Source organism: Salmonella sp. GDC200615 (assembly GCF_050574145.1).
GTDB lineage: Bacteria > Pseudomonadota > Gammaproteobacteria > Enterobacterales > Enterobacteriaceae > Salmonella > Salmonella enterica.
In genome coordinates this window covers 1,040,620-1,061,039 of record NZ_CP192247.1, presented here as the reverse complement: position 1 = coordinate 1,061,039, position 20,420 = coordinate 1,040,620, and the positions used below count along the sequence as shown (strand labels likewise).

The 20,420-nt window shown below is 54.0% G+C and carries 15 protein-coding genes and 1 pseudogene; 9 read left to right on the top strand and 7 right to left on the bottom strand.

All coding sequences use genetic code 11. The features are described from left to right. Positions 1-70 precede the first annotated feature (70 nt). Positions 71-1,694: pseudogene (locus ACQ29O_RS04970) on the top strand (DUF3300 domain-containing protein). A 12-nt stretch (positions 1,695-1,706) separates the two neighbouring features. Continuing rightward, the gene (locus ACQ29O_RS04965; RefSeq protein ID WP_000757458.1) at positions 1,707-2,498 is read left to right on the top strand and encodes a DUF2950 family protein; all 792 of its coding nucleotides are present in this window, start codon (positions 1,707-1,709) and stop codon (positions 2,496-2,498) included. Positions 2,499-2,535: 37 nt separating this feature from the next. Here the strand turns inward: ACQ29O_RS04965 and ACQ29O_RS04960 are convergent, their stop codons facing one another. The 5 genes from ACQ29O_RS04960 to pdhR form a co-directional block, all read right to left on the bottom strand. Continuing rightward, positions 2,536-2,820 (bottom strand): outer membrane protein, encoded by a 285-nt coding sequence (locus ACQ29O_RS04960; RefSeq protein WP_000765363.1) that lies wholly within the window; start codon positions 2,818-2,820, stop codon positions 2,536-2,538. A 288-nt stretch (positions 2,821-3,108) separates the two neighbouring features. Continuing rightward, positions 3,109-4,533, bottom strand: coding sequence for a dihydrolipoyl dehydrogenase (gene lpdA, locus ACQ29O_RS04955; protein ID WP_001519338.1), 1,425 nt, complete (start codon positions 4,531-4,533; stop codon positions 3,109-3,111). Positions 4,534-4,734: 201 nt separating this feature from the next. Next, positions 4,735-6,618: a pyruvate dehydrogenase complex dihydrolipoyllysine-residue acetyltransferase gene (aceF, locus tag ACQ29O_RS04950; protein WP_000963607.1), complete on the bottom strand. Its 1,884-nt coding sequence runs from the start codon at positions 6,616-6,618 to the stop codon at positions 4,735-4,737. Positions 6,619-6,632: 14 nt separating this feature from the next. After that, positions 6,633-9,296, bottom strand: a complete 2,664-nt coding sequence (aceE, locus tag ACQ29O_RS04945) for a pyruvate dehydrogenase (acetyl-transferring), homodimeric type (protein ID WP_000003854.1) — start codon at positions 9,294-9,296, stop codon at positions 6,633-6,635. A gap of 159 nt (positions 9,297-9,455) precedes the next feature. After that, positions 9,456-10,220, bottom strand: coding sequence for a pyruvate dehydrogenase complex transcriptional repressor PdhR (gene pdhR / locus ACQ29O_RS04940; RefSeq protein WP_000331767.1), 765 nt, complete (start codon positions 10,218-10,220; stop codon positions 9,456-9,458). Between the two features lie 562 nt (positions 10,221-10,782). On the opposite strand from pdhR, the gene aroP reads away from it, so the two are divergent. The 3 genes from aroP to ACQ29O_RS04925 all read left to right on the top strand — a co-directional run bounded on the left by aroP (position 10,783) and on the right by ACQ29O_RS04925 (position 14,676). Next, positions 10,783-12,156 (top strand): aromatic amino acid transporter AroP, encoded by a 1,374-nt coding sequence (aroP, locus tag ACQ29O_RS04935; protein WP_254486129.1) that lies wholly within the window; start codon positions 10,783-10,785, stop codon positions 12,154-12,156. A gap of 163 nt (positions 12,157-12,319) precedes the next feature. Then, a complete protein-coding gene (locus ACQ29O_RS04930) occupies positions 12,320-13,726 on the top strand; it encodes a glycoside-pentoside-hexuronide (GPH):cation symporter (protein ID WP_000357537.1) in 1,407 nt (468 codons plus the stop codon). Then, positions 13,726-14,676, top strand: a complete 951-nt coding sequence (locus ACQ29O_RS04925) for a glycoside hydrolase family 43 protein (RefSeq protein WP_000024768.1) — start codon at positions 13,726-13,728, stop codon at positions 14,674-14,676. The genes ACQ29O_RS04930 and ACQ29O_RS04925 overlap by 1 nt, the downstream gene beginning before the upstream one ends. A gap of 91 nt (positions 14,677-14,767) precedes the next feature. Here the strand turns inward: ACQ29O_RS04925 and ampE are convergent, their stop codons facing one another. After that, positions 14,768-15,622, bottom strand: coding sequence for a beta-lactamase regulator AmpE (gene ampE, locus ACQ29O_RS04920; protein WP_000171972.1), 855 nt, complete (start codon positions 15,620-15,622; stop codon positions 14,768-14,770). Beyond that, positions 15,619-16,182, bottom strand: coding sequence for a 1,6-anhydro-N-acetylmuramyl-L-alanine amidase AmpD (gene ampD / locus ACQ29O_RS04915; protein ID WP_000936326.1), 564 nt, complete (start codon positions 16,180-16,182; stop codon positions 15,619-15,621). The genes ampE and ampD overlap by 4 nt, the downstream gene beginning before the upstream one ends. A gap of 87 nt (positions 16,183-16,269) precedes the next feature. Here ampD and nadC point away from each other — a divergent pair, with 87 nt between their 5' ends. The 4 genes from nadC (at position 16,270) to hofC (ending at position 20,409) form a co-directional block, all read left to right on the top strand. Next, positions 16,270-17,163, top strand: coding sequence for a carboxylating nicotinate-nucleotide diphosphorylase (gene nadC / locus ACQ29O_RS04910; RefSeq protein WP_001135135.1), 894 nt, complete (start codon positions 16,270-16,272; stop codon positions 17,161-17,163). Between the two features lie 221 nt (positions 17,164-17,384). Further along, a complete protein-coding gene (ppdD, locus tag ACQ29O_RS04905) occupies positions 17,385-17,822 on the top strand; it encodes a prepilin peptidase-dependent pilin (protein ID WP_000414989.1) in 438 nt (145 codons plus the stop codon). A gap of 9 nt (positions 17,823-17,831) precedes the next feature. Continuing rightward, positions 17,832-19,217: a type II secretion system protein GspE gene (gene gspE / locus ACQ29O_RS04900; protein WP_253336190.1), complete on the top strand. Its 1,386-nt coding sequence runs from the start codon at positions 17,832-17,834 to the stop codon at positions 19,215-19,217. Continuing rightward, a complete protein-coding gene (hofC, locus tag ACQ29O_RS04895; RefSeq protein WP_000114102.1) occupies positions 19,207-20,409 on the top strand; it encodes a protein transport protein HofC in 1,203 nt (400 codons plus the stop codon). The genes gspE and hofC overlap by 11 nt, the downstream gene beginning before the upstream one ends. The last annotated feature ends 11 nt before the right edge of the window (positions 20,410-20,420 follow it).

Genomic DNA, 20,420 nt, shown 5'->3' with positions numbered 1-20,420 from the left:
ACGCGAAACTGCACCCCGTCGGCGGCAGGCATAATGACCATAGCGATTCTCGGGAATCGGGAGAGATAAAATGACGTTGCCCTTTAAACCCCGTCTCATTGCCCTTGTGTGCAGTGCCGGGTTATTTGCCGCCTCGGGCGTACTGTATGTTAAAAGCCGCGCTCCCGAAGCGCCCGCGCAGGCGGCGACTCCCGCCCCTGAGCAAACGCAGACCGCTGTGCCCGCGCCTGTCGCGAAAACGACCTTTACCACTGCGCAAATTGATCAATGGGTCGCGCCTGTCGCGCTTTATCCCGATGCCCTGCTTTCTCAGGTGCTCATGGCCTCCACCTACCCGGCGAACGTGGTTCAGGCCGTCCAGTGGTCGCGAGATAACCCCAACGCTGCAGGGCGATGCCGCTATTCAGGCGGTGGCCAGCCAACCGTGGGACCCCAGCGTCAAATCGCTGGTCGCCTTTCCTCAGTTGATGGCGCTTATGGGCGAGAATCCGCAATGGGTGCAAAACCTGGGCGATGCGTTCTTAGCCCAGCCACAGGATGTGATGGATGCGGTGCAAAGGCTGCGTCTGCTCGCTCAACAAACCGGTTCGCTAAAATCCACGCCACAGCAAACCGTCACCAGCGTGCCGAAGTCCAGCGCTTCTACCGCCGTCACGACGACAACCACCACATCCGCCAGTACGCCAGCGACACCGTCGACCGTTATAAAAATTGAACCCGCGAATCCGCAGGTGGTGTACGTGCCGAACTATAACCCCGCGACGGTGTATGGCGCCTGGCCCAATACCGCTTATCCGCCGGTGTATTTACCGCCCCCTCCGGGGCAGCAGTTTGCCGATAGTTTTGTTAAAGGTTTTGGTTATAGTCTGGGCGTCGCCACCACCTATGCGTTGTTCAGCAGCATAGACTGGGATGACGACGATCATCACCACCATGACGACGACCATCATGATGATGATTACCATCATGGTGGTAACGGTTATCAACATAATGGCGATAATATCAACATCAATGTCAATAATTTCAACCGGATATCCGGGCAAAACCTGCCGGGCCAAACGATGGGCTGGCAGCATAATCCCGCCTGGCGCAATGGCGTCCCCTATCCGAATAATACCGTTGCGCAACGGTTCCATCCCACCAATGTTAGCGGCGGGTTAAGCGCAACGCAGCAAGCGCCAGTGTCTCGCGACAGTCAGCGCCAGGCGGCCATGGCGCAATTCCAACAGCGCAGCCATACATCACCCGCTAACCTGTCAGGCGAGACATCCCGCGACAGACAGCGCAAAGCGGCATCGCAGCAGTTAAATCAAATTGCCCAGCGTAATAATTACCGTGGCTATGACGGAACACAAAACAGCAGTCGTCGCGAGGCGGCGCAGCAGACACTGAATAAATCCACCACGCAGCAGCATCGTTCCGAGCTGAAGGCTAAAGCCCAGCAGCACCCTGTTTCACAACAGCAGAGAGACACCGCCCGCCAGCGTATTGAATCCTCTACGCCGCAACAGCGTCAGGCATTTCGCCAGAATATGCACGCCAATGTGTTTAGCGGGAACGACAGTCGATCGCCGTCATGGCAATCGCAACAGCTACGCGGCCTGGAAAGCCGTCTCGGCAGTCACTTAAACACCGAGCAACGCGCCGCCGCGCGGGAACATTTTTCTGAACATCATGAATTTCATCGCCGTTAACCGGAGCAGATAATGAAAAAGGTTATGTTAAGCGCTCTGTTACTGTCGTTACCCTTGCTGGGCTACGCGCAGGAACGGTTCCCCTCCCCGGAAGCGGCCGCCAGCGCCTTCGCCGCGGCGGTAGCCGGAAAAAACGAAACGCAGCTTACCGCGCTACTGAGCGATGACTGGCGGCAATTTCTGCCGCCGGAAGGTGCCGATCCCGAGGCCGTGGCCCGCTTCAATCGTGACTGGCGCGAAGGCCATCGCATTGTACAAAAAGACAATACGGCGCACCTGAATGTCGGACGAGAAGACTGGCAGCTCCCGGTGCCCATGGTGAAAGAGACTGGCGGCTGGCGCTTTGATATGGCGGCAGCCGGGAATGAGATCCTCACCCGTACTATTGGGCGAAATGAACTTTCTACCTTACAGGCCATGCATGCTTACGTTGATGCGCAGCAGGATTATTACTTACAAAACCATCGCTGGGCGCACAGGATAATCAGTAGCGAAGGCCAAAAAGATGGCCTGTACTGGCCAACCAAAGCAGGCGACGTCCCCAGTCCGTTAGGCCCAAACTTTAGTCCCGCAGCGCCAGACGAGGGTTACCACGGCTACCATTTCCGTATTATCAGCGATAACGACGGTCACGGCGCGGCGCTTCTGGCCTGGCCGATGCATTACGGCGAAACCGGGGTGATGAGTTTTATGGTCAACCAGGACGATCGTATTTATCAGGCGGATTTAGGCAAGGAGACGGAGAGTAAAGTTCAGGCTATCACGCGTTTTGCGCCAGACGCGCAGTGGCAGGTCGCCGAATAACCCGTAAGCGCCTGGCGTTATCGCCAGGCCATGATCATTAGCCCTGATGCGGCATTAATTCCGGATGGCCTTGTACCGGCGGCTTGTTGCTGGTCAGCGCAGCTTCATCAGCCTGAATGCTGCCGGAATTAGCCGCCCATACGCCTTCATGCGTGTGGGTGATCTGCTGATGCTGCGCATTCAAATCCTCGCCCATTGCCGCAATATGCGTGCTTTCCGTACCGCCGCTGTTAGTCGCCCAGGGGATGACGGGATCGCTGGCAAATGCCATGCCGGAAATCAAGGTCGCAGTTAGCGCTGCTGTTGTCAGAAAAAGTTTCATATATCAAACCTCATAATTATCTCGCTATTATTTTATAGCGTTACCAATTTCAGGATGATGACAAAGTAAGGAGAGGTATTTCTTATGAAACAATTAGTTGGTCGAAAATGACAGACAAAGGCACTACCGACGGCATAAGCTTTGAAAAACGTACTGCTGCGGAAACGATAAATTTTGCGGTTTCGTTATCCTTCGCCATCATTTGACACATCTGATTTGCCATGCATAAAAAAAGCGGCTGTAAAGCCGCTTTTTTGTATCGGGTGGCGCATTGCCACCTACAGAAGATTATTTCTTCTTCGCTTTCGGGTTCGGCAGGTCGGTAATACTACCTTCGAACACTTCAGCAGCCAGACCGACGGACTCGTGCAGAGTCGGGTGCGCATGAATGGTCAGCGCGATGTCTTCCGCGTCACAGCCCATTTCGATCGCCAGACCGATTTCACCCAGCAGCTCGCCGCCGTTGGTGCCGACAATCGCCCCGCCGATCACGCGGTGAGATTCTTTGTCGAAAATCAGTTTGGTCATACCGTCTGCACAGTCAGAAGCGATAGCACGGCCAGAAGCTGCCCACGGGAAGGTGGCGGTTTCATAGCTGATGCCTTTTTCTTTCGCTTCTTTCTCGGTCAGGCCAACCCATGCCACTTCTGGCTCGGTGTACGCGATAGACGGGATAACTTTCGGATCGAAGTAGTGTTTCTTCCCGGCGATAACTTCAGCGGCAACGTGGCCTTCGTGAACGCCTTTATGCGCCAGCATCGGCTGACCGACGATATCGCCGATAGCGAAGATGTGCGGCACGTTGGTGCGCAGCTGTTTGTCCACGCGGATAAAGCCACGGTCGTCAACTTCCACGCCAGCTTTGCCCGCGTCGAGGTTTTTACCGTTCGGCACACGACCAATCGCCACCAGAACCGCATCATAACGCTGCGCTTCAGCCGGGGCTTTTTTGCCTTCCATCGAAACGTAGATTCCGTCTTCTTTCGCTTCAACGGCAGTCACTTTGGTTTCCAGCATCAGGTTGAATTTCTTGCTGATGCGCTTGGTGAAGACTTTAACGATATCTTTATCAGCCGCCGGGATAACCTGGTCGAACATTTCAACCACGTCGATCTCTGAACCCAGCGCGTGGTATACGGTACCCATTTCCAGACCGATGATACCGCCGCCCATGACCAGCATACGCTTCGGTACTTCTTTCAGTTCCAGAGCGTCGGTAGAATCCCATACGCGCGGGTCTTCATGCGGAATAAACGGTAATTGGATCGGACGAGAACCTGCCGCGATGATCGCGTTGTCGAAGTTGATCACGGTTTTGCCGTTTTCGCCTTCCACTTCCAGGGTGTTCGCCCCGGTGAATTTACCCAGACCGTTGACCACTTTCACTTTACGACCTTTGGCCATACCCGCCAGACCGCCGGTCAGCTGCGTGATCACTTTCTCTTTCCAGGTACGAATCTTGTCGATATCGGTTTTCGGCTCACCGAAGACGATACCGTGTTCAGCCAGCGCTTTGGCTTCTTCGATAACTTTTGCTACGTGCAGCAGCGCTTTAGAAGGGATACAGCCGACGTTCAGACAAACACCGCCAAGGGTGTTGTAGCGTTCTACAATTACGGTTTCCAGACCTAAATCAGCGCAACGGAAAGCGGCAGAATAGCCTGCCGGGCCCGCCCCAAGTACCACGACCTGAGTTTTGATTTCAGTACTCATCATGACCTCTTTATTTGTATCCGGCGGTCCGGGGTACTTGATCGCCCATCATCCACCGGGTCGTTCTATCCGCCCGTATCTTACAAAATTGTTAACAATTTTGAAACAACAAACGGATCACGAATTATCGCTTTCGCTAATAACCTCACAAAATACATGAGATTATCAAAAAAAAGCCGGCCGTCGGGCCGGCTTTTTCGCTTACATCACCAGACGGCGAATGTCAGACAACATATTGTTGATAATGGTAATGAAACGCGCACCATCAGCACCATCGATCACACGGTGGTCGAAAGAAAGAGAGATAGGCATCATCAGACGCGGCACAAACTCTTTCCCATTCCACACCGGTTCCATCGCCGACTTAGAAATGCCGAGGATAGCCACTTCCGGCGCGTTGACAATCGGCGCAAAGTGGGTAGTTCCCAGGCCGCCGATGCTGGAGATAGTGAAGCAACCACCCTGCATTTCGCCAGCGGTCAGCTTACCATCACGCGCTTTTTTGGAGATGGTGGTCAGTTCACGAGACAGCTCGGTCACGCTCTTCTTATTCACGTCTTTAAAGACCGGAACCACCAGGCCATTCGGGGTATCAACCGCCACGCCGATGTTGATGTATTTTTTCAGGGTCAGACGCTGACCGTCTTCGGACAGAGAGCTGTTGAAGCGCGGCATCTGTTCCAGAGCAGCGGCAACCGCTTTCATGATGAAGACCACTGGCGTGTATTTCACATCCAGTTTGCGCTTCTCAGCTTCGGCGTTCTGCTGTTTACGGAACGCTTCCAGATCGGTGATATCGGTTTTGTCGAAGTGCGTAACGTGCGGGATCATCACCCAGTTACGGCTCAGGTTCGCGCCAGAGATTTTCTGGATACGGCCCAGCTCCACTTCTTCAACTTCACCAAACTTGCTGAAGTCCACTTTCGGCCACGGCAGCATACCCGGGATACCACCGCCCGCAGCAGCCGGTGCAGCTTCCGCGCGTTTGATTGCGTCTTTCACGTAAGCCTGAACGTCTTCGCGCAGAATACGGCCTTTACGACCGGTGCCTTTCACTTTCGCCAGGTTTACGCCAAACTCGCGCGCCAGGCGGCGAATCAGCGGGGTAGCGTGAACGTAAGCGTCGTTTTCAGCGAACTCAGATTTGCCTTCCGCTTTGGCAGCCGGGGCAGCAGGCTTCTCAGCTTTCGCCGCCGGAGCCGGTGCCGCCGCTTCCTGTTTAGCCGGAGCGGCCGCAGGCGCTGCGCCTTCTACTTCGAAGACCATAATCAGAGAGCCGGTTTTCACTTTATCGCCGGTGCTGATTTTGATTTCTTTCACGGTGCCCGCGAACGGCGCAGGAACTTCCATAGAGGCCTTGTCGCCTTCGACGGTGATCAGCGACTGTTCAGCGGCAACTTTATCGCCGACTTTGACCATCACTTCGGTGACTTCAACTTCGTCGCCGCCGATATCCGGTACGTTAACGTCTTTCACGCCCGTCGCTGCTGCTGGAGCAGCCGGAGCGGCTTCCGCTTTCGCTGGTGCTGCGGCAGGCGCTGCGCCCGCCACTTCGAAGACCATAATCAGTGAGCCGGTAGACACTTTATCACCGGTGTTCACTTTGATCTCTTTCACGGTGCCCGCGAACGGCGCCGGCACTTCCATAGAGGCCTTGTCGCCTTCGACGGTGATCAGCGACTGTTCAGCTTCAACGGTGTCGCCCACTTTCACCATCACTTCAGTCACTTCAACTTCGTCACTGCCGATATCCGGAACGTGAACGTCTTTCGCCGCTGCCGCAGCAGGTGCTGCTGCCGGAGTCGCTTCTTTCTTCTCTTCTGCCTGAGCAGGCGCAGCGTCAGCTGCACCGTCGGCGGAATCGAAAATCATGATAAGTGCACCGGTCTCGGTTTTGTCGCCGACAGAGACTTTGATCTCTTTCACGACGCCAGCCTGCGGAGACGGGACTTCCATAGAGGCTTTGTCGCCTTCTACGGTGATCAGCGACTGTTCAGCTTCCACTTTGTCGCCCACTTTGACCAGAATCTCGGTGATTTCAACTTCATCTGTCCCGATGTCCGGTACTTTGATTTCGATAGCCATTATTCTTTTACCTCTTACGCCAGACGCGGGTTAACTTTATCTGCATCGATGTTGAATTTGGTAATCGCATCCGCTACCACTTTCTTGTCGATTTCGCCACGTTTAGCCAGTTCGCCCAGCGCTGCAACAACCACATAAGAAGCATCAACTTCGAAGTGGTGACGCAGGTTCTCACGGCTGTCGGAACGACCGAAGCCATCCGTACCCAGTACGCGATAGTCGTCAGCCGGTACGTAAGTACGAACCTGCTCGGCGAACAGTTTCATATAGTCAGTAGATGCCACTGCCGGAGCGTCGTTCATCACCTGAGCGATGTACGGTACGCGCGGGGTTTCCAGCGGGTGCAGCATGTTCCAGCGCTCACAATCCTGACCATCACGCGCCAGTTCGGTGAAGGAGGTTACGCTGTACACGTCAGAACCTACGCCGTAGTCTTTCGCCAGGATCTCTGCCGCTTCACGCACGTGACGCAGGATAGAACCGGAGCCCAGCAGCTGAACTTTACCTTTGCTACCTTCAAGGGTTTCGAGTTTGTAGATACCTTTACGGATACCTTCCTCGGCACCTGCTGGCATGGCCGGCATGTGGTAGTTTTCGTTCAGGGTGGTGATGTAGTAGTAAACGCTCTCTTGTTTCTCACCGTACATACGCTCCAGACCATCATGCATGATGACAGCCACTTCATAGGCGTAAGCCGGGTCGTAAGAGATACAGTTCGGGATAGTCAGCGACTGAATGTGGCTGTGACCATCTTCGTGCTGCAGACCTTCGCCGTTCAGCGTTGTACGACCGGAAGTCCCGCCGATCAGGAAGCCGCGAGCCTGCTGGTCGCCAGCCTGCCAGCACAGGTCGCCGATACGCTGGAACCCGAACATAGAGTAGTAAATATAGAACGGGATCATCGGCAGATCGTTGGTGCTATAAGAGGTCGCCGCAGCCAGCCAGGATGCGCCTGCGCCCAGCTCGTTGATACCTTCCTGCAGAATCTGGCCTTTCTCGTCTTCTTTGTAGTAAGCAACCTGCTCACGGTCCTGCGGGGTGTACTGCTGGCCGTTCGGGCTGTAGATACCAATCTGACGGAACAGACCTTCCATACCGAAAGTACGCGCTTCGTCGGCGATGATCGGCACCAGGCGATCTTTGATCGACTTGTTCTTCAGCATCACGTTCAGGGCACGCACGAAAGCGATAGTGGTGGAAATCTCTTTGCTTTGCTCTTCCAGCAGAGCGCCGAAATCTGAAAGTTGAGGCAGCTCTAACTTCTCGGTGAAGTTCGGCTGACGGCTTGGCAGGTAGCCATGCAGCGCCTGACGGCGTTCATGCAGGTATTTGTGTTCTTCAGAACCTTCCGGGAAGGTAATGTACGGCAGTTTTTCGAGATCAGCATCGGCAACCGGCACGTTGAAACGATCGCGGACGTAACGCACGCCGTCCATGTTCATTTTCTTAACCTGGTGAGCGATGTTTTTACCTTCCGCGGTGTCGCCCATGCCGTAACCTTTAATGGTATGGGCCAGGATTACCGTCGCTTTGCCTTTGGTTTCCTGCGCTTTTTTCAGTGCCGCGTAGACTTTCTTCGGATCGTGACCACCGCGGTTCAGCGCCCAAATCTGCTCGTCAGTCCAGTCGGCCACCAGCGCGGCGGTTTCAGGATATTTACCGAAGAAGTGCTCACGTACGTAAGCGCCGTCTTTGGATTTGAAGGTCTGGTAGTCGCCGTCAACGGTTTCGTTCATCAGCTGGATAAGCTTACCGCTGGTGTCTTTACGCAGCAGTTCATCCCAACGACCGCCCCACATGACTTTAATAACGTTCCAGCCAGCACCTGCAAAGATGCCTTCCAGTTCGTTAACAATCTTGCCGTTACCGGTGACCGGGCCATCAAGACGCTGCAGGTTACAGTTGATAACAAAGACCAGGTTGTCCAGTTTTTCACGGGTGGCGATGGTGATCGCGCCTTTGGATTCCGGCTCATCCATCTCGCCGTCGCCGAGGAAGGCGTAAACGGTCTGTTTAGAGGTATCTTTCAGGCCACGGTGTTCCAGATATTTCAGGAATTTCGCCTGGTAGATAGCACCGATTGGGCCCAGCCCCATAGAGACGGTCGGGAACTGCCAGAATTCCGGCATCAGTTTCGGGTGCGGATAGGAAGAGAGGCCATTGCCGTGAACTTCCTGACGGAAGTTATCCATCTGTTCCTGGGTCAGACGACCTTCCAGGAACGCGCGAGCGTAGATGCCCGGAGAGATGTGGCCCTGGAAGTACACCAGGTCGCCGCCATCCTGTTCGTTGCGCGCACGGAAGAAATGGTTAAAACAGACATCATAGATCGTGGCGGAAGACTGGAAGGACGCCATGTGGCCGCCCAACTCAAGGTCTTTTTTAGACGCGCGCAGCACGGTCATGATGGCGTTCCAGCGGATCGCAGAACGAATGCGACGTTCCAGCTCCAGATTACCCGGGTATTCCGGTTCGTCTTCAACGGCAATAGTGTTGATGTAATTACTGGCCCCTGCGCCTGCCGCGACTTTCACGCCGCCTTTACGAGCTTCAGAAAGCAGTTGGTCAATCAGATACTGAGCGCGCTCAACACCTTCTTCACGGATGACCGATTCGATCGCCTGTAGCCAGTCGCGAGTTTCGATCGGATCCACGTCATTTTGGAAACGTTCTGACATGGGGGTATTCCTTATCTATCTAATACGTTGAGTTATCTGGAACCTGTCCCATTAAACTTTCGTCAGAAAGCTTAATAAGACAGGTTCTGCGTTTAGTTGCCGCGCACATTTTTGCGCGTTATTCACAACATCTTCTGGTTAACGTTCTGCCAGAAAAAACTAATTCTTGCGCTGTTCCAGGCGGCGTAAAGCGCGTTCACGACGGCTCTCCTCACGGCTTCTGTCCAGCATAATCTCTTCGATAAACGCCAGATGTCGGTGTGACGCTTCACGCGCTTCTTCTGGTTTTCCGGCCATAATGGCTTCAAATATACGGGTGCGATGCGTACTCACCAGCGGCAGCATCTCCCGACGCGCATACAGCAATTCGAAGTTCTGCCGCACGTTTTGCGCCAGCATCGGCTCCATACACCTTAGCAGATGAAGCAATACCACGTTGTGCGCCGCTTCGGTGACGGCGATTTGATACTGGAGCACGGCTTCGGACTCGGCATCCAGATCGCCGGACTCTTGCGCCAGCTCAATAGCGTGGTGCAGCTCGCGAATACGGTCTTTATCTTCATCGGTGCTGCGCAGCGCCGCGTAATAAGCCGCAATGCCTTCCAGAGCATGGCGCGTTTCGAGCAGGTCAAACTGGGATTCAGGGTGATCGGAGAGCAGTTCCACCAGCGGGTCGCTAAAGCTCTGCCACAGGCTGCTCTGCACGAAGGTTCCGCCGCCCTGACGACGAAGCAACAATCCCTTCGCTTCGAGACGTTGAATCGCCTCGCGCAAGGAGGGACGGGAGACGTCGAACTGTTTTGCCAGTTCACGTTCCGGTGGGAGTTTTTCTCCGGGACGCAATGCTCCCTCAAGGATTAAAAACTCCAGCTGCTGCTCGATCACATCGGAGAGTTTTGGTTGGCGGATTTTGCTGTAGGCCATGATTTCCTGTCTTAAGCCATTTGCCCGGAGTCAATTGGTCTTACCAATTTCATGTCTGTGACGCTAAAGTAACAAAGTATTCACCTTCTGTCCATACAGGTTTTGATTGAAATCAGTAAAGGAGGCACATTTTAACAATTTTACAGAAATCATGTTTCAAAACTGTAACTGTGCACAAATGTTAAATTTACCCACCTGGAGGTAGATTTAACGTATTTGAAACGATAAAAAATCTCATCTGAACCGATTCAACAGTAGATTAAATGCATTTTTATGCATAAATAATGAATAAAAACAAATTAACATCTGTAAGGGAAAATAAAAGGAGGTATTTACAAGTGCTTTCTTTTTACGCAACTCGTCATCACCCCTGCACAAAGCAGGTGCATTCGCGGCCACATACCATTATTCTGATCAAGACGAAAGAGTTGAAGTGACATTTAAAAAAACGAATCTGTAAATAAATCAATACAAAAAGCGGAATTGCAAACTTACACACGCACTACTGCATCGTTCAAAATAAGCGCGTTATGAATAAACCGCGCTCGATACACGAGGTTTTATAATGGACAGTCAGCAGCACGGCGAGCAGCTCAAGCGCGGCCTGAAAAACCGCCATATTCAGCTTATCGCATTGGGCGGCGCGATAGGGACAGGCTTGTTCCTGGGAAGCGCCTCCGTTATTCAGTCGGCGGGGCCAGGAATTATCCTGGGCTATGCGATTGCAGGCTTTATTGCCTTTCTGATTATGCGCCAGCTGGGGGAGATGGTGGTTGAAGAACCGGTCGCCGGCTCTTTTAGCCACTTCGCCTATAAATACTGGGGCGGCTTTGCCGGATTCGCTTCCGGCAGGAACTACTGGGTGCTGTACGTATTAGTTGCCATGGCGGAACTGACCGCAGTGGGTAAATATATCCAGTTCTGGTATCCGGAGATCCCCACCTGGGCTTCTGCGGCAGCCTTCTTTGTGATTATCAACGCCATCAACCTGACCAACGTTAAAGTGTTCGGTGAGATGGAGTTTTGGTTCGCCATTATTAAAGTGATCGCCGTCATCGCTATGATTCTGTTCGGCGCGTGGTTACTCTTCAGCGATACCGCTGGTCCGCAGGCCACCGTGCGCAACCTGTGGGAACAGGGCGGCTTTCTGCCGCATGGCTGGACCGGGCTGGTGATGATGATGGCCATTATTATGTTTTCTTTCGGCGGACTGGAGCTGGTAGGGATCACCGCCGCTGAAGCCGATAACCCGGAACAGAGCATTCCCAAAGCTACCAATCAGGTTATCTATCGCATCCTGATTTTTTATATCGGCTCGCTGGCGGTTCTGCTTTCGCTGCTGCCATGGACTCGCGTCACCGCCGATACCAGCCCGTTTGTCCTTATCTTCCATGAGCTGGGCGATACGTTTGTCGCCAATGCGCTGAATATCGTGGTTCTCACCGCCGCGCTATCGGTTTATAACAGCTGCGTTTACTGCAACAGCCGTATGCTGTTCGGTCTGGCCCAGCAGGGAGATGCGCCGAAAGCGCTGCTGAACGTCGACAAACGCGGCGTGCCGGTGAGCTCCATTTTGGTTTCCGCCGTCGTGACTGCGTTGTGCGTGCTGCTCAACTACCTGGCCCCAGAGTCCGCATTCGGACTGCTGATGGCGCTGGTGGTCTCCGCGCTGGTCATTAACTGGGCGATGATTAGCCTTGCCCATATGATGTTCCGTCGCGCGAAACAGCAGCAGGGCGTGAAAACCCGCTTCCCGGCCCTGTTTTATCCGTTCGGCAACGTTCTCTGCCTGCTGTTTATGGCGGCGGTATTGATCATTATGCTGATGACGCCAGGTATGGCGATCTCCGTGTGGCTGATTCCGGTATGGCTGCTTATCCTGGGCGTCGGCTATCTGTGTAAAGAAAAAACGGCAAAAACGGTGAAAGCCCACTGATCGTGACGTTACTTTTCCGCCCTCCCCGTCCGGGGAGGGTGTTATCTGCCTCACAGTTTCCCACGTATAACCATTTTATCCATATCAGCGGCGTGATCCTGCTACGCAAAAAAAAGCTCGCAGGCGAATAATTACCGCCATCATCTGATGGGGAGAAGTCTCAATGGATAAGGGCAGACTTTCGGTAAGAGAGAAAATCGGGTATGGCATGGGTGACGCCGGATGTAACATTATTTTTGGCGCTATCATGCTGTTTGTTAATTACTTTTATACGGATATTTTTGGTCTTGCCCCGGCGTTAGTCGGTGTTTTACTCCTTTCAGTACGCGTTATCGATGCCGTTACCGATCCGGTGATGGGCGCGCTTGCCGATCGTACCCAAAGTAAATATGGTCGTTTCCGCCCCTGGCTACTGTGGATTGCATTTCCCTACGCGCTGTTCAGCGTGCTGATGTTCACGACGCCGGACTGGGGCTATAACAGCAAAGTTGTCTATGCTTTCGTCACCTATTTTCTGCTTTCCGTGACCTACACCGCCATCAATATTCCCTATTGCTCACTGGGCGGCGTGATCACCAACGATCCAAAAGAGCGCGTGGCCTGTCAGGCTTATCGCTTCGTGTTAGTCGGCATCGCGACGCTGTTGCTATCGTTAACGCTATTGCCGATGGTGGACTGGTTTGGCGGCGGCGACAAAGCCAAAGGCTATCAGTTGGCGATGACCGTGCTGGCGATTATCGGCATGGGTATGTTTCTGTTCTGCTTTGCCAGCGTCCGCGAACGCGTTCGCCCTGCCGTTCCGACGCACGATGATATGAAGAATGATTTCAAAGACGTGTGGAAAAACGATCAATGGGTACGCATTCTGCTATTGACCTTATGTAACGTCTGCCCGGGGTTTATCCGTATGGCGGCGACCATGTATTACGTCACCTGGGTGATGGGACAAAGCACCCATTTCGCTACGCTTTTTATTAGCCTTGGCGTGGTCGGTATGATGATCGGCAGTATGCTGGCAAAAGTCTTAACCGATCGCTGGTGTAAATTGAAGGTATTTTTCTGGACCAATATCGCGCTGGCGATTTTCTCCTGCGCGTTCTATTTCTTTGATCCGAAAGCTACCGTGATGATAGTGGCGCTCTACTTCCTGCTCAATATTCTGCATCAGATCCCTTCCCCGTTGCACTGGTCGCTGATGGCGGACGTCGATGATTACGGCGAATGGAAAACCGGCAAACGCATTACCGGTATTAGCTTCTCCGGTAATCTGTTCTTCCTGAAACTGGGCCTGGCGATTGCCGGGGCGATGGTCGGCTTTTTGCTCTCCTGGTACGGTTATGACGCCAGCGCCAAAGCGCAAAGCGCCTCGGCGATGAACGGTATTATGCTGTTGTTTACCGTTATCCCCGGCGTTGGCTATCTGATTACCGCAGGCGTGGTACGTCTGCTGAAAGTTGACCGTGAACTGATGAAAAAAATCCAGGACGATTTGGAAAAACGTCGCACTAATTACCGCGAATTGAGTGAGTTGCAGGACCTCAAAGCCGCTGAAAGCGTAAGGAAAGCCTGATGGCAAACTGGCCAAACCCGTTTATTGAACAACGTGCCGATCCGTTTATTTTACGCGACGGCAGCGATTACTACTTTATTGCCTCCGTACCGGAATATGACAGGCTGGAAATCCGCCGGGCTGATTCGCTGGAAGGGTTGCGCGCCGCCGACCCCGTTGTCGTCTGGCGCAAACCGGAAAGTGGCCCGATGAGCCAGCTCATCTGGGCACCGGAAATGCACCGCATCAACGGCAAGTGGTACATCTATTTTGCCGCTACCCATACTCAAGCGCTTGATAAGCTGGGAATGTTCCAGCATCGCATGTTTGCCCTGGAGTGCGCCGATGCCGACCCACTCACCGGCAAGTGGACGGAGAAAGGTCAAATTAAAACACCGTTTGATACCTTCGCCCTCGATGCCACCACTTTTTATCATCAGGGAAAGCAGTGGTATCTGTGGGCGCAAAAAGCGCCGGATATTGCCGGTAACTCAAATATTTATCTGGCTGAACTGGAAAATCCGTGGACGATTAAAGGCGAGCCGGTAAGACTCAGTAAGCCAGAGTACGACTGGGAGTGTCGGGGTTTTTGGGTTAACGAAGGTCCGGCCGTCGTGGTGCATGGCGACAAGCTGTTTATCAGCTATTCGGCCAGCGCCACCGATGAAAACTACTGTATGGGATTACTGTGGATTAACGTAAACGACGATCCGCGCGATCCGGCCAACTGGCATAAATCACCGCGCCCGGTCTTTACCACCAGCTATGAAAATCGCCAGTATGGGCCGGGACATAACAGCTTTACGCAAACGCCGGAAGGTGAAGATGTACTGGTGTACCACGCGAGAAATTACACCGAAATTGAAGGCGATCCGTTGTACGATCCCAACCGCCATACGCGTCTGAAACGGGTGAGCTGGGACGAAAACGGGATGCCTGATTTTGGCGTGCCGCCAGCCGATACGATCTAAGCCGTTGCACTGCCCGGTGGCGCTAGCGCTTACCGGGCCTACAGATTTTTCCATTGTAGGCAGCATAAGCGTTAGCGCCATCGGCACAACGCTACACTAATGCCCCATAAATGGTGAGCAACGCAATAATCACCACCACCACAAACGAGGCCTTCTTCGCCATTGATACCGCCGCTTTGGGGGTTTCTACTTTGTCAGTATGCGGTTCGCGCGCCAGTGAGAACTGCGCCAGACGTGTGAGCACCTGATACTGCGAAGTATGCAGATCCGCCAGCGAGGCAAACCAGGCCGGCAACGCTTTCTCGCCATGCCCCAGTAATGCATACACTACGCCCGCCAGACGTACCGGAATCCAGTCCAGCACATGAAGAATAGCGTCAATGCCGGATTGCAAACGTTGGTGCGGCGTCTGATAGCGCGCCAGCCAAGTCTGCCAGGCCCGTAAAAACGCATAGCCCACCAGCGTTACCGGCCCCCATGGACCGCCAACGATAAACCAAAATAGCGGTGCGAGGTAAAAACGGAAATTTATCCATAACAACGCATTTTGCAGCTCACGCAAAAACTCACGCTCATTACAATCCGGCGGCACGCCGTGAATCAGCGTAAGCTCGCTGGCCATCGCCTCGCAAGGATGCGGATCGTTACGGGACGCCGCTTTCAGCCAGGCGTGATAATGTACTCGCACTTTGCCCGCGCCGATACACAGCACGCCCAGGAGAATCCACACCACCAGCGTCGGCACGTTAAATAGCAGCCCTTTTAACGCCTGGAGCAGTAGAAAAGTCACCACCATCGCGATCGCTGTCATTCCCATCGTGCGCAACATCGAAAAATGCGTAATCCGACGGAATAGCGCCTCCAGCCGATGATCGAGCTGCCAGTGCTCGCCCAGCTTAAACAGGCGCTCGACAATCAGCAACAGTAATGTCGTAAACAGCGTCATGTCATCTCCTTGTGCGACGAGAGGGCTACCAAAGCGCGAAAGCGCGGCCAGTCAAAGGCAGGGCCAGGGTCCGTTTTGCGGTCAGGCGCAATGTTGCAGTGTCCGGTCATATTGTCGGCGATCGCCGGATAGCAAGCGATAAGCGTGCGCGTCACGGCGGCTAGCTGCTGATACTGCGCATCGGTATAAGCCAGCGTATCTGTCCCCTCCAGCTCAATACCAATGGAGAAATCATTACAACGTTCCCGCCCCTGATAGTTTGATACGCCCGCATGCCACGCACGCTTATCAAAAGGCACATACTGGACGATTTCACCGTCGCGACGAATCAGACAATGGGCCGAAACACGAAGATGAGCGATTTCTGCAAAAAAAGGATGGGCGTCTGGATCTATCGTTCCGGTGAATAATGCATCGATCCACGGACCGCCAAACTCGCCGGGGGGCAGGCTAATATTATGCACCACCAGCAAGGACGGTTTTTCGTCATCCGGACGGCAATCATAATGCGGAGAAGGGACGCGTCGCGCCTCTACTAACCAACCCTTATCTGGCAACATGCGGAGTCTCCTTTTGAGTGGTGCTTATAGCTGCTTCAGAGTAGCATGTTTCTACCTTATGATTCGTTAGCAATTTGGAGTTTTATCATGCCGCCTCGCCGTTATAACCCAGACGACCGACGTGACGCGCTACTGGAACGCATTAATCTCGATATCCCTGCCGCCGTTGCTCAGGCGCTGCGTGAAGATTTAGGTGGAGAAGTCGATGCTGGCAACGATATCACCGCGCAACTTTTGCCGGCAGATACGCAAGCCCATGCCACGGTGATCACTCGTGAAGACGGCGTTTTCTGCGGCAAGCGCTGGGTTGAAGAGGTCTTCATCCAACTGGCGGGCGATGATGTGCGCCTCACCTGGCATGTCGATGACGGCGACGCCATTCACGCCAACCAAACAGTGTTTGAACTGAACGGTCCGGCTCGCGTATTGTTGACCGGCGAGCGCACGGCGCTAAACTTTGTCCAGACCCTTTCCGGCGTCGCCAGTGAAGTACGCCGCTACGTTGGACTGTTGGCTGGCACCCAAACCCAGTTGCTCGACACGCGTAAAACGCTGCCGGGTCTGCGCACCGCGCTCAAATATGCGGTTTTATGCGGCGGCGGCGCCAATCATCGTCTGGGCCTCACTGACGCGTTCCTGATTAAAGAAAACCATATCATCGCCTCCGGTTCGGTTCGTCAGGCGGTGGAAAAAGCGTTCTGGCTACATCCGGACGTGCCGGTAGAAGTCGAGGTCGAAAATCTGGATGAACTGGACGATGCGCTGAAAGCAGGCGCGGATATCATCATGCTGGATAATTTCAACACCGACCAGATGCGCGAGGCGGTGAAACGCGTCAACGGCCAGGCGCGGCTGGAAGTATCCGGCAACGTCACCGCGGAAACCTTACGCGAATTTGCTGAAACCGGGGTGGATTTCATCTCCGTTGGCGCGCTGACCAAGCACGTGCGCGCGCTCGATCTCTCCATGCGTTTTTGCTGATCCTCTCCACCCGATGGCGCTGCGCCGTCGGGTCTATAAATCACCTGTCCGTAGATCCGCGTCATTATTCGGTAAAACATTCGTAGCGCCTCGCAATAACGTTGCCGTGTCATGTAACGCAGCGAAAATCTTCAGAATCCGCCTTCCCGTTTTACCTTTTGCCGCTCGCCCGCTCTTCCCGCGTTTGCCACAGTAGCGCCAGCTAACTCAAGGAGCGAACAATGGAAAAACAACGCGGTTTCACGCTTATCGAACTGATGGTCGTTATTGGCATCATCGCCATTTTAAGCGCCATTGGCATTCCGGCTTACCAGAACTATCTGCGTAAAGCGGCGCTGACGGATATGTTGCAAACGTTTGTCCCCTACCGTACTGCCGTCGAACTCTGCGCTCTGGAACATGGTGGGACGAGCACATGCGATGCGGGCGTCAACGGTATCCCCTCGCCCGTCATCACCCGTTATGTTTCGGGCATGAGCGTGGAAAAAGGCGTCATCACGCTTACCGGCCAGGAGAGTCTGAGCGGGCTTAGCGTCATCATGACGCCCGCCTGGGACAATGCTAACGGCATTACTGGCTGGACGCGTAACTGCAATATTCAAAGCGACAGCGCGTTACAACAGGCTTGTGAAGATGTCTTCCGTTTTGACGCCAACTAAGGAGACAAGATGAAAGACGCTCAGCTCAACACCTTGTGTCAACGTCATCAGGCTGTACTGATCAATAGCGCCAGCAACAGTATCACTGTTGCGGTGGTCGACGCGCCCTCTCATGCGTTACTGGACGCTCTGCATTTCGCCACGCAAAAACAGATTGATATTGTGTGCTGGACTCGCCAGCAAATGGAAAATCATCGGCATAAGCCGGATCAGGCACCCTCGGCAAACGCCGCGAAAGGCGGAGAAACCGCAGCCCAGCTTCTCAATCAGACATTACGCTCGGCGATGGCGAAACGCGCCTCTGATATCCATCTCGAACCCGGCGCCAGCCGCTACCGAATAAGACTCCGCATCGACGGCGTTCTTCATATTCTGCAGGACATCGCCAAAGAGACGGGGCTTGCGCTGACGGCCAGATTGAAAGTCCTGGGAAATTTGGACATCGCTGAACATCGACTGCCGCAGGACGGGCAATTTACCGTTGACCTGGCGGGCGACAGCATCTCTTTTCGTATCGCCACGCTTCCCTGTAAAGAAGGCGAAAAAGTCGTCTTACGGTTGTTGCATCAGGTTGAACAAACGCTGGATCTGGACACGCTGGGCATGTACGGGGCACAACTTACCGCTTTTAGACAAGCCCTACAGCAACCTCAGGGGCTGGTACTGGTGACTGGCCCCACCGGTAGCGGAAAAACGGTCACGCTATACAGCGCGCTACAAACCCGGAATACGCCGGGTATCAACCTCTGTAGCGTTGAGGATCCGATAGAAATTCCACTGGATGGGATTAACCAGACGCAGATCCATCCCCGCGCCGGGCTCACCTTTCAAAATGTGCTGCGTGCGCTATTACGCCAGGACCCTGACATCATCATGGTAGGTGAAATTCGTGACGGCGACACCGCAGAAATCGCCATTAAGGCGGCACAAACGGGCCATCTGGTACTTTCAACGCTACATACGAACTCCACCAGTGAAACCCTGATACGTTTGCAGCAAATGGGCGTAGCACGCTGGATGATCTCATCGGCGCTTACGCTGGTGGTAGCGCAACGCCTGGTAAGGAAGCTTTGCCCGCACTGCAAACAGCGCCTGAGCGATCCCGTAGTGCTATCGCCCAATCATTGGCCCAGCGCGCTACCGCGCTGGCAGGCAAACGGCTGTCAGCATTGCTACCACGGCTTTTATGGCCGAACCGCGTTATTCGAAGTGTTAACCGTTACCCCGGCATTACGTCAGTTAATTGCGAGCGGCGCATCGGCGCAAGCACTGGAAGCCCACCTCCAACAGACCGGTACAGGGACGCTTTTTGAAAATGGCTGTCGCGCCGTTGAGCAAGGCATGACGTCCTTTGAAGAGATACTGCGCGTTCTGGGAATGCCCCATGAGCGTTAAACAGCTCTGGCGCTGGCAAGGCGTTAACGATAAAGGTCAACTGGAACAAGACGTTGTATGGGTGGACAATCGTCTGGCGCTGATCATCACCCTGCAACATCAGCGCATTATGCCGCTTCGCATCAAGCGCATAGGCGTTAACGCCGCACTGTGGAAAGAAGAGCAAAGCGCTGAAATTATTCATCAGTTGGCCACGCTCATTCATGCCGGGCTGACGCTTTCAGAAGGGCTGGAACTCCTTGCGAAACAGCATCCCCACCGACAATGGCAAGCGCTGTTGCGCACGCTGGCTCACGAGCTTGAACAGGGCGTCCCTTTTTCCAGCGCATTAGTCTCCTGGCCGCAGGTATTTCCGCCGCTCTACCAGACGATGATCCGCACCGGAGAACTGACCGGCAAACTGGCCGAATGCTGCTTTGAACTGGCCCGTCAGCAAAAAGCGCAACGGCAGATTACGGTTAGCGTGAAAAAGGCGCTGCGCTATCCCGCCATTATTCTAACAATGGCCGCCCTGGTCGTTTTCGCCATGCTGCACTTTGTCCTGCCGGAATTTGCCGCCATTTACCGTAGCTTCAATACCCCGCTTCCTCTTCTGACGCGCGGTATTATTGCGATAGCGCAATGGGGGTCGGCATGGGGTTGGCTCATCTTGTTCCTGACGATGCTCGTTGCTATCGCTCACCGCAGGGTAAAACAAAAGCCGTCCTGGCAAGCGCAGCGGCAGCGTCTTCTGCTACGGCTTCCCGTTATGGGTCGCCTGATAAGAGGCCAGAAACTAGCGCAAATATTCACCGTACTGGCATTAACCCAAAGCGCAGGCATTCCTTTTCTTCAGGGACTGGAAAGCGCTATCGAGAGTCTCGGCTGCCCTTACTGGTCACAGCGTTTAACGCAGGTACATCAGGAGATCGCCGCGGGCAATCCGGTCTGGTTGGCGCTAAAAAATACCCAGGAATTTAGTCCACTATGCCTGCAACTGGTCAGAACGGGCGAAGCGTCCGGCTCACTCGATATCATGCTGCATAACCTTGCCCGTCACCACAGTGAATCTACGCTGGCGCTGGCCGATAATCTGGCGTCGCTGTTGGAACCGGCGTTATTGATCATCACCGGCTTAATTATCGGTACGCTGGTGGTGGCGATGTATTTGCCGATTTTTCATTTGGGAGACGCGATGAGCGGGATGGGATAAGGCTGGCGCAC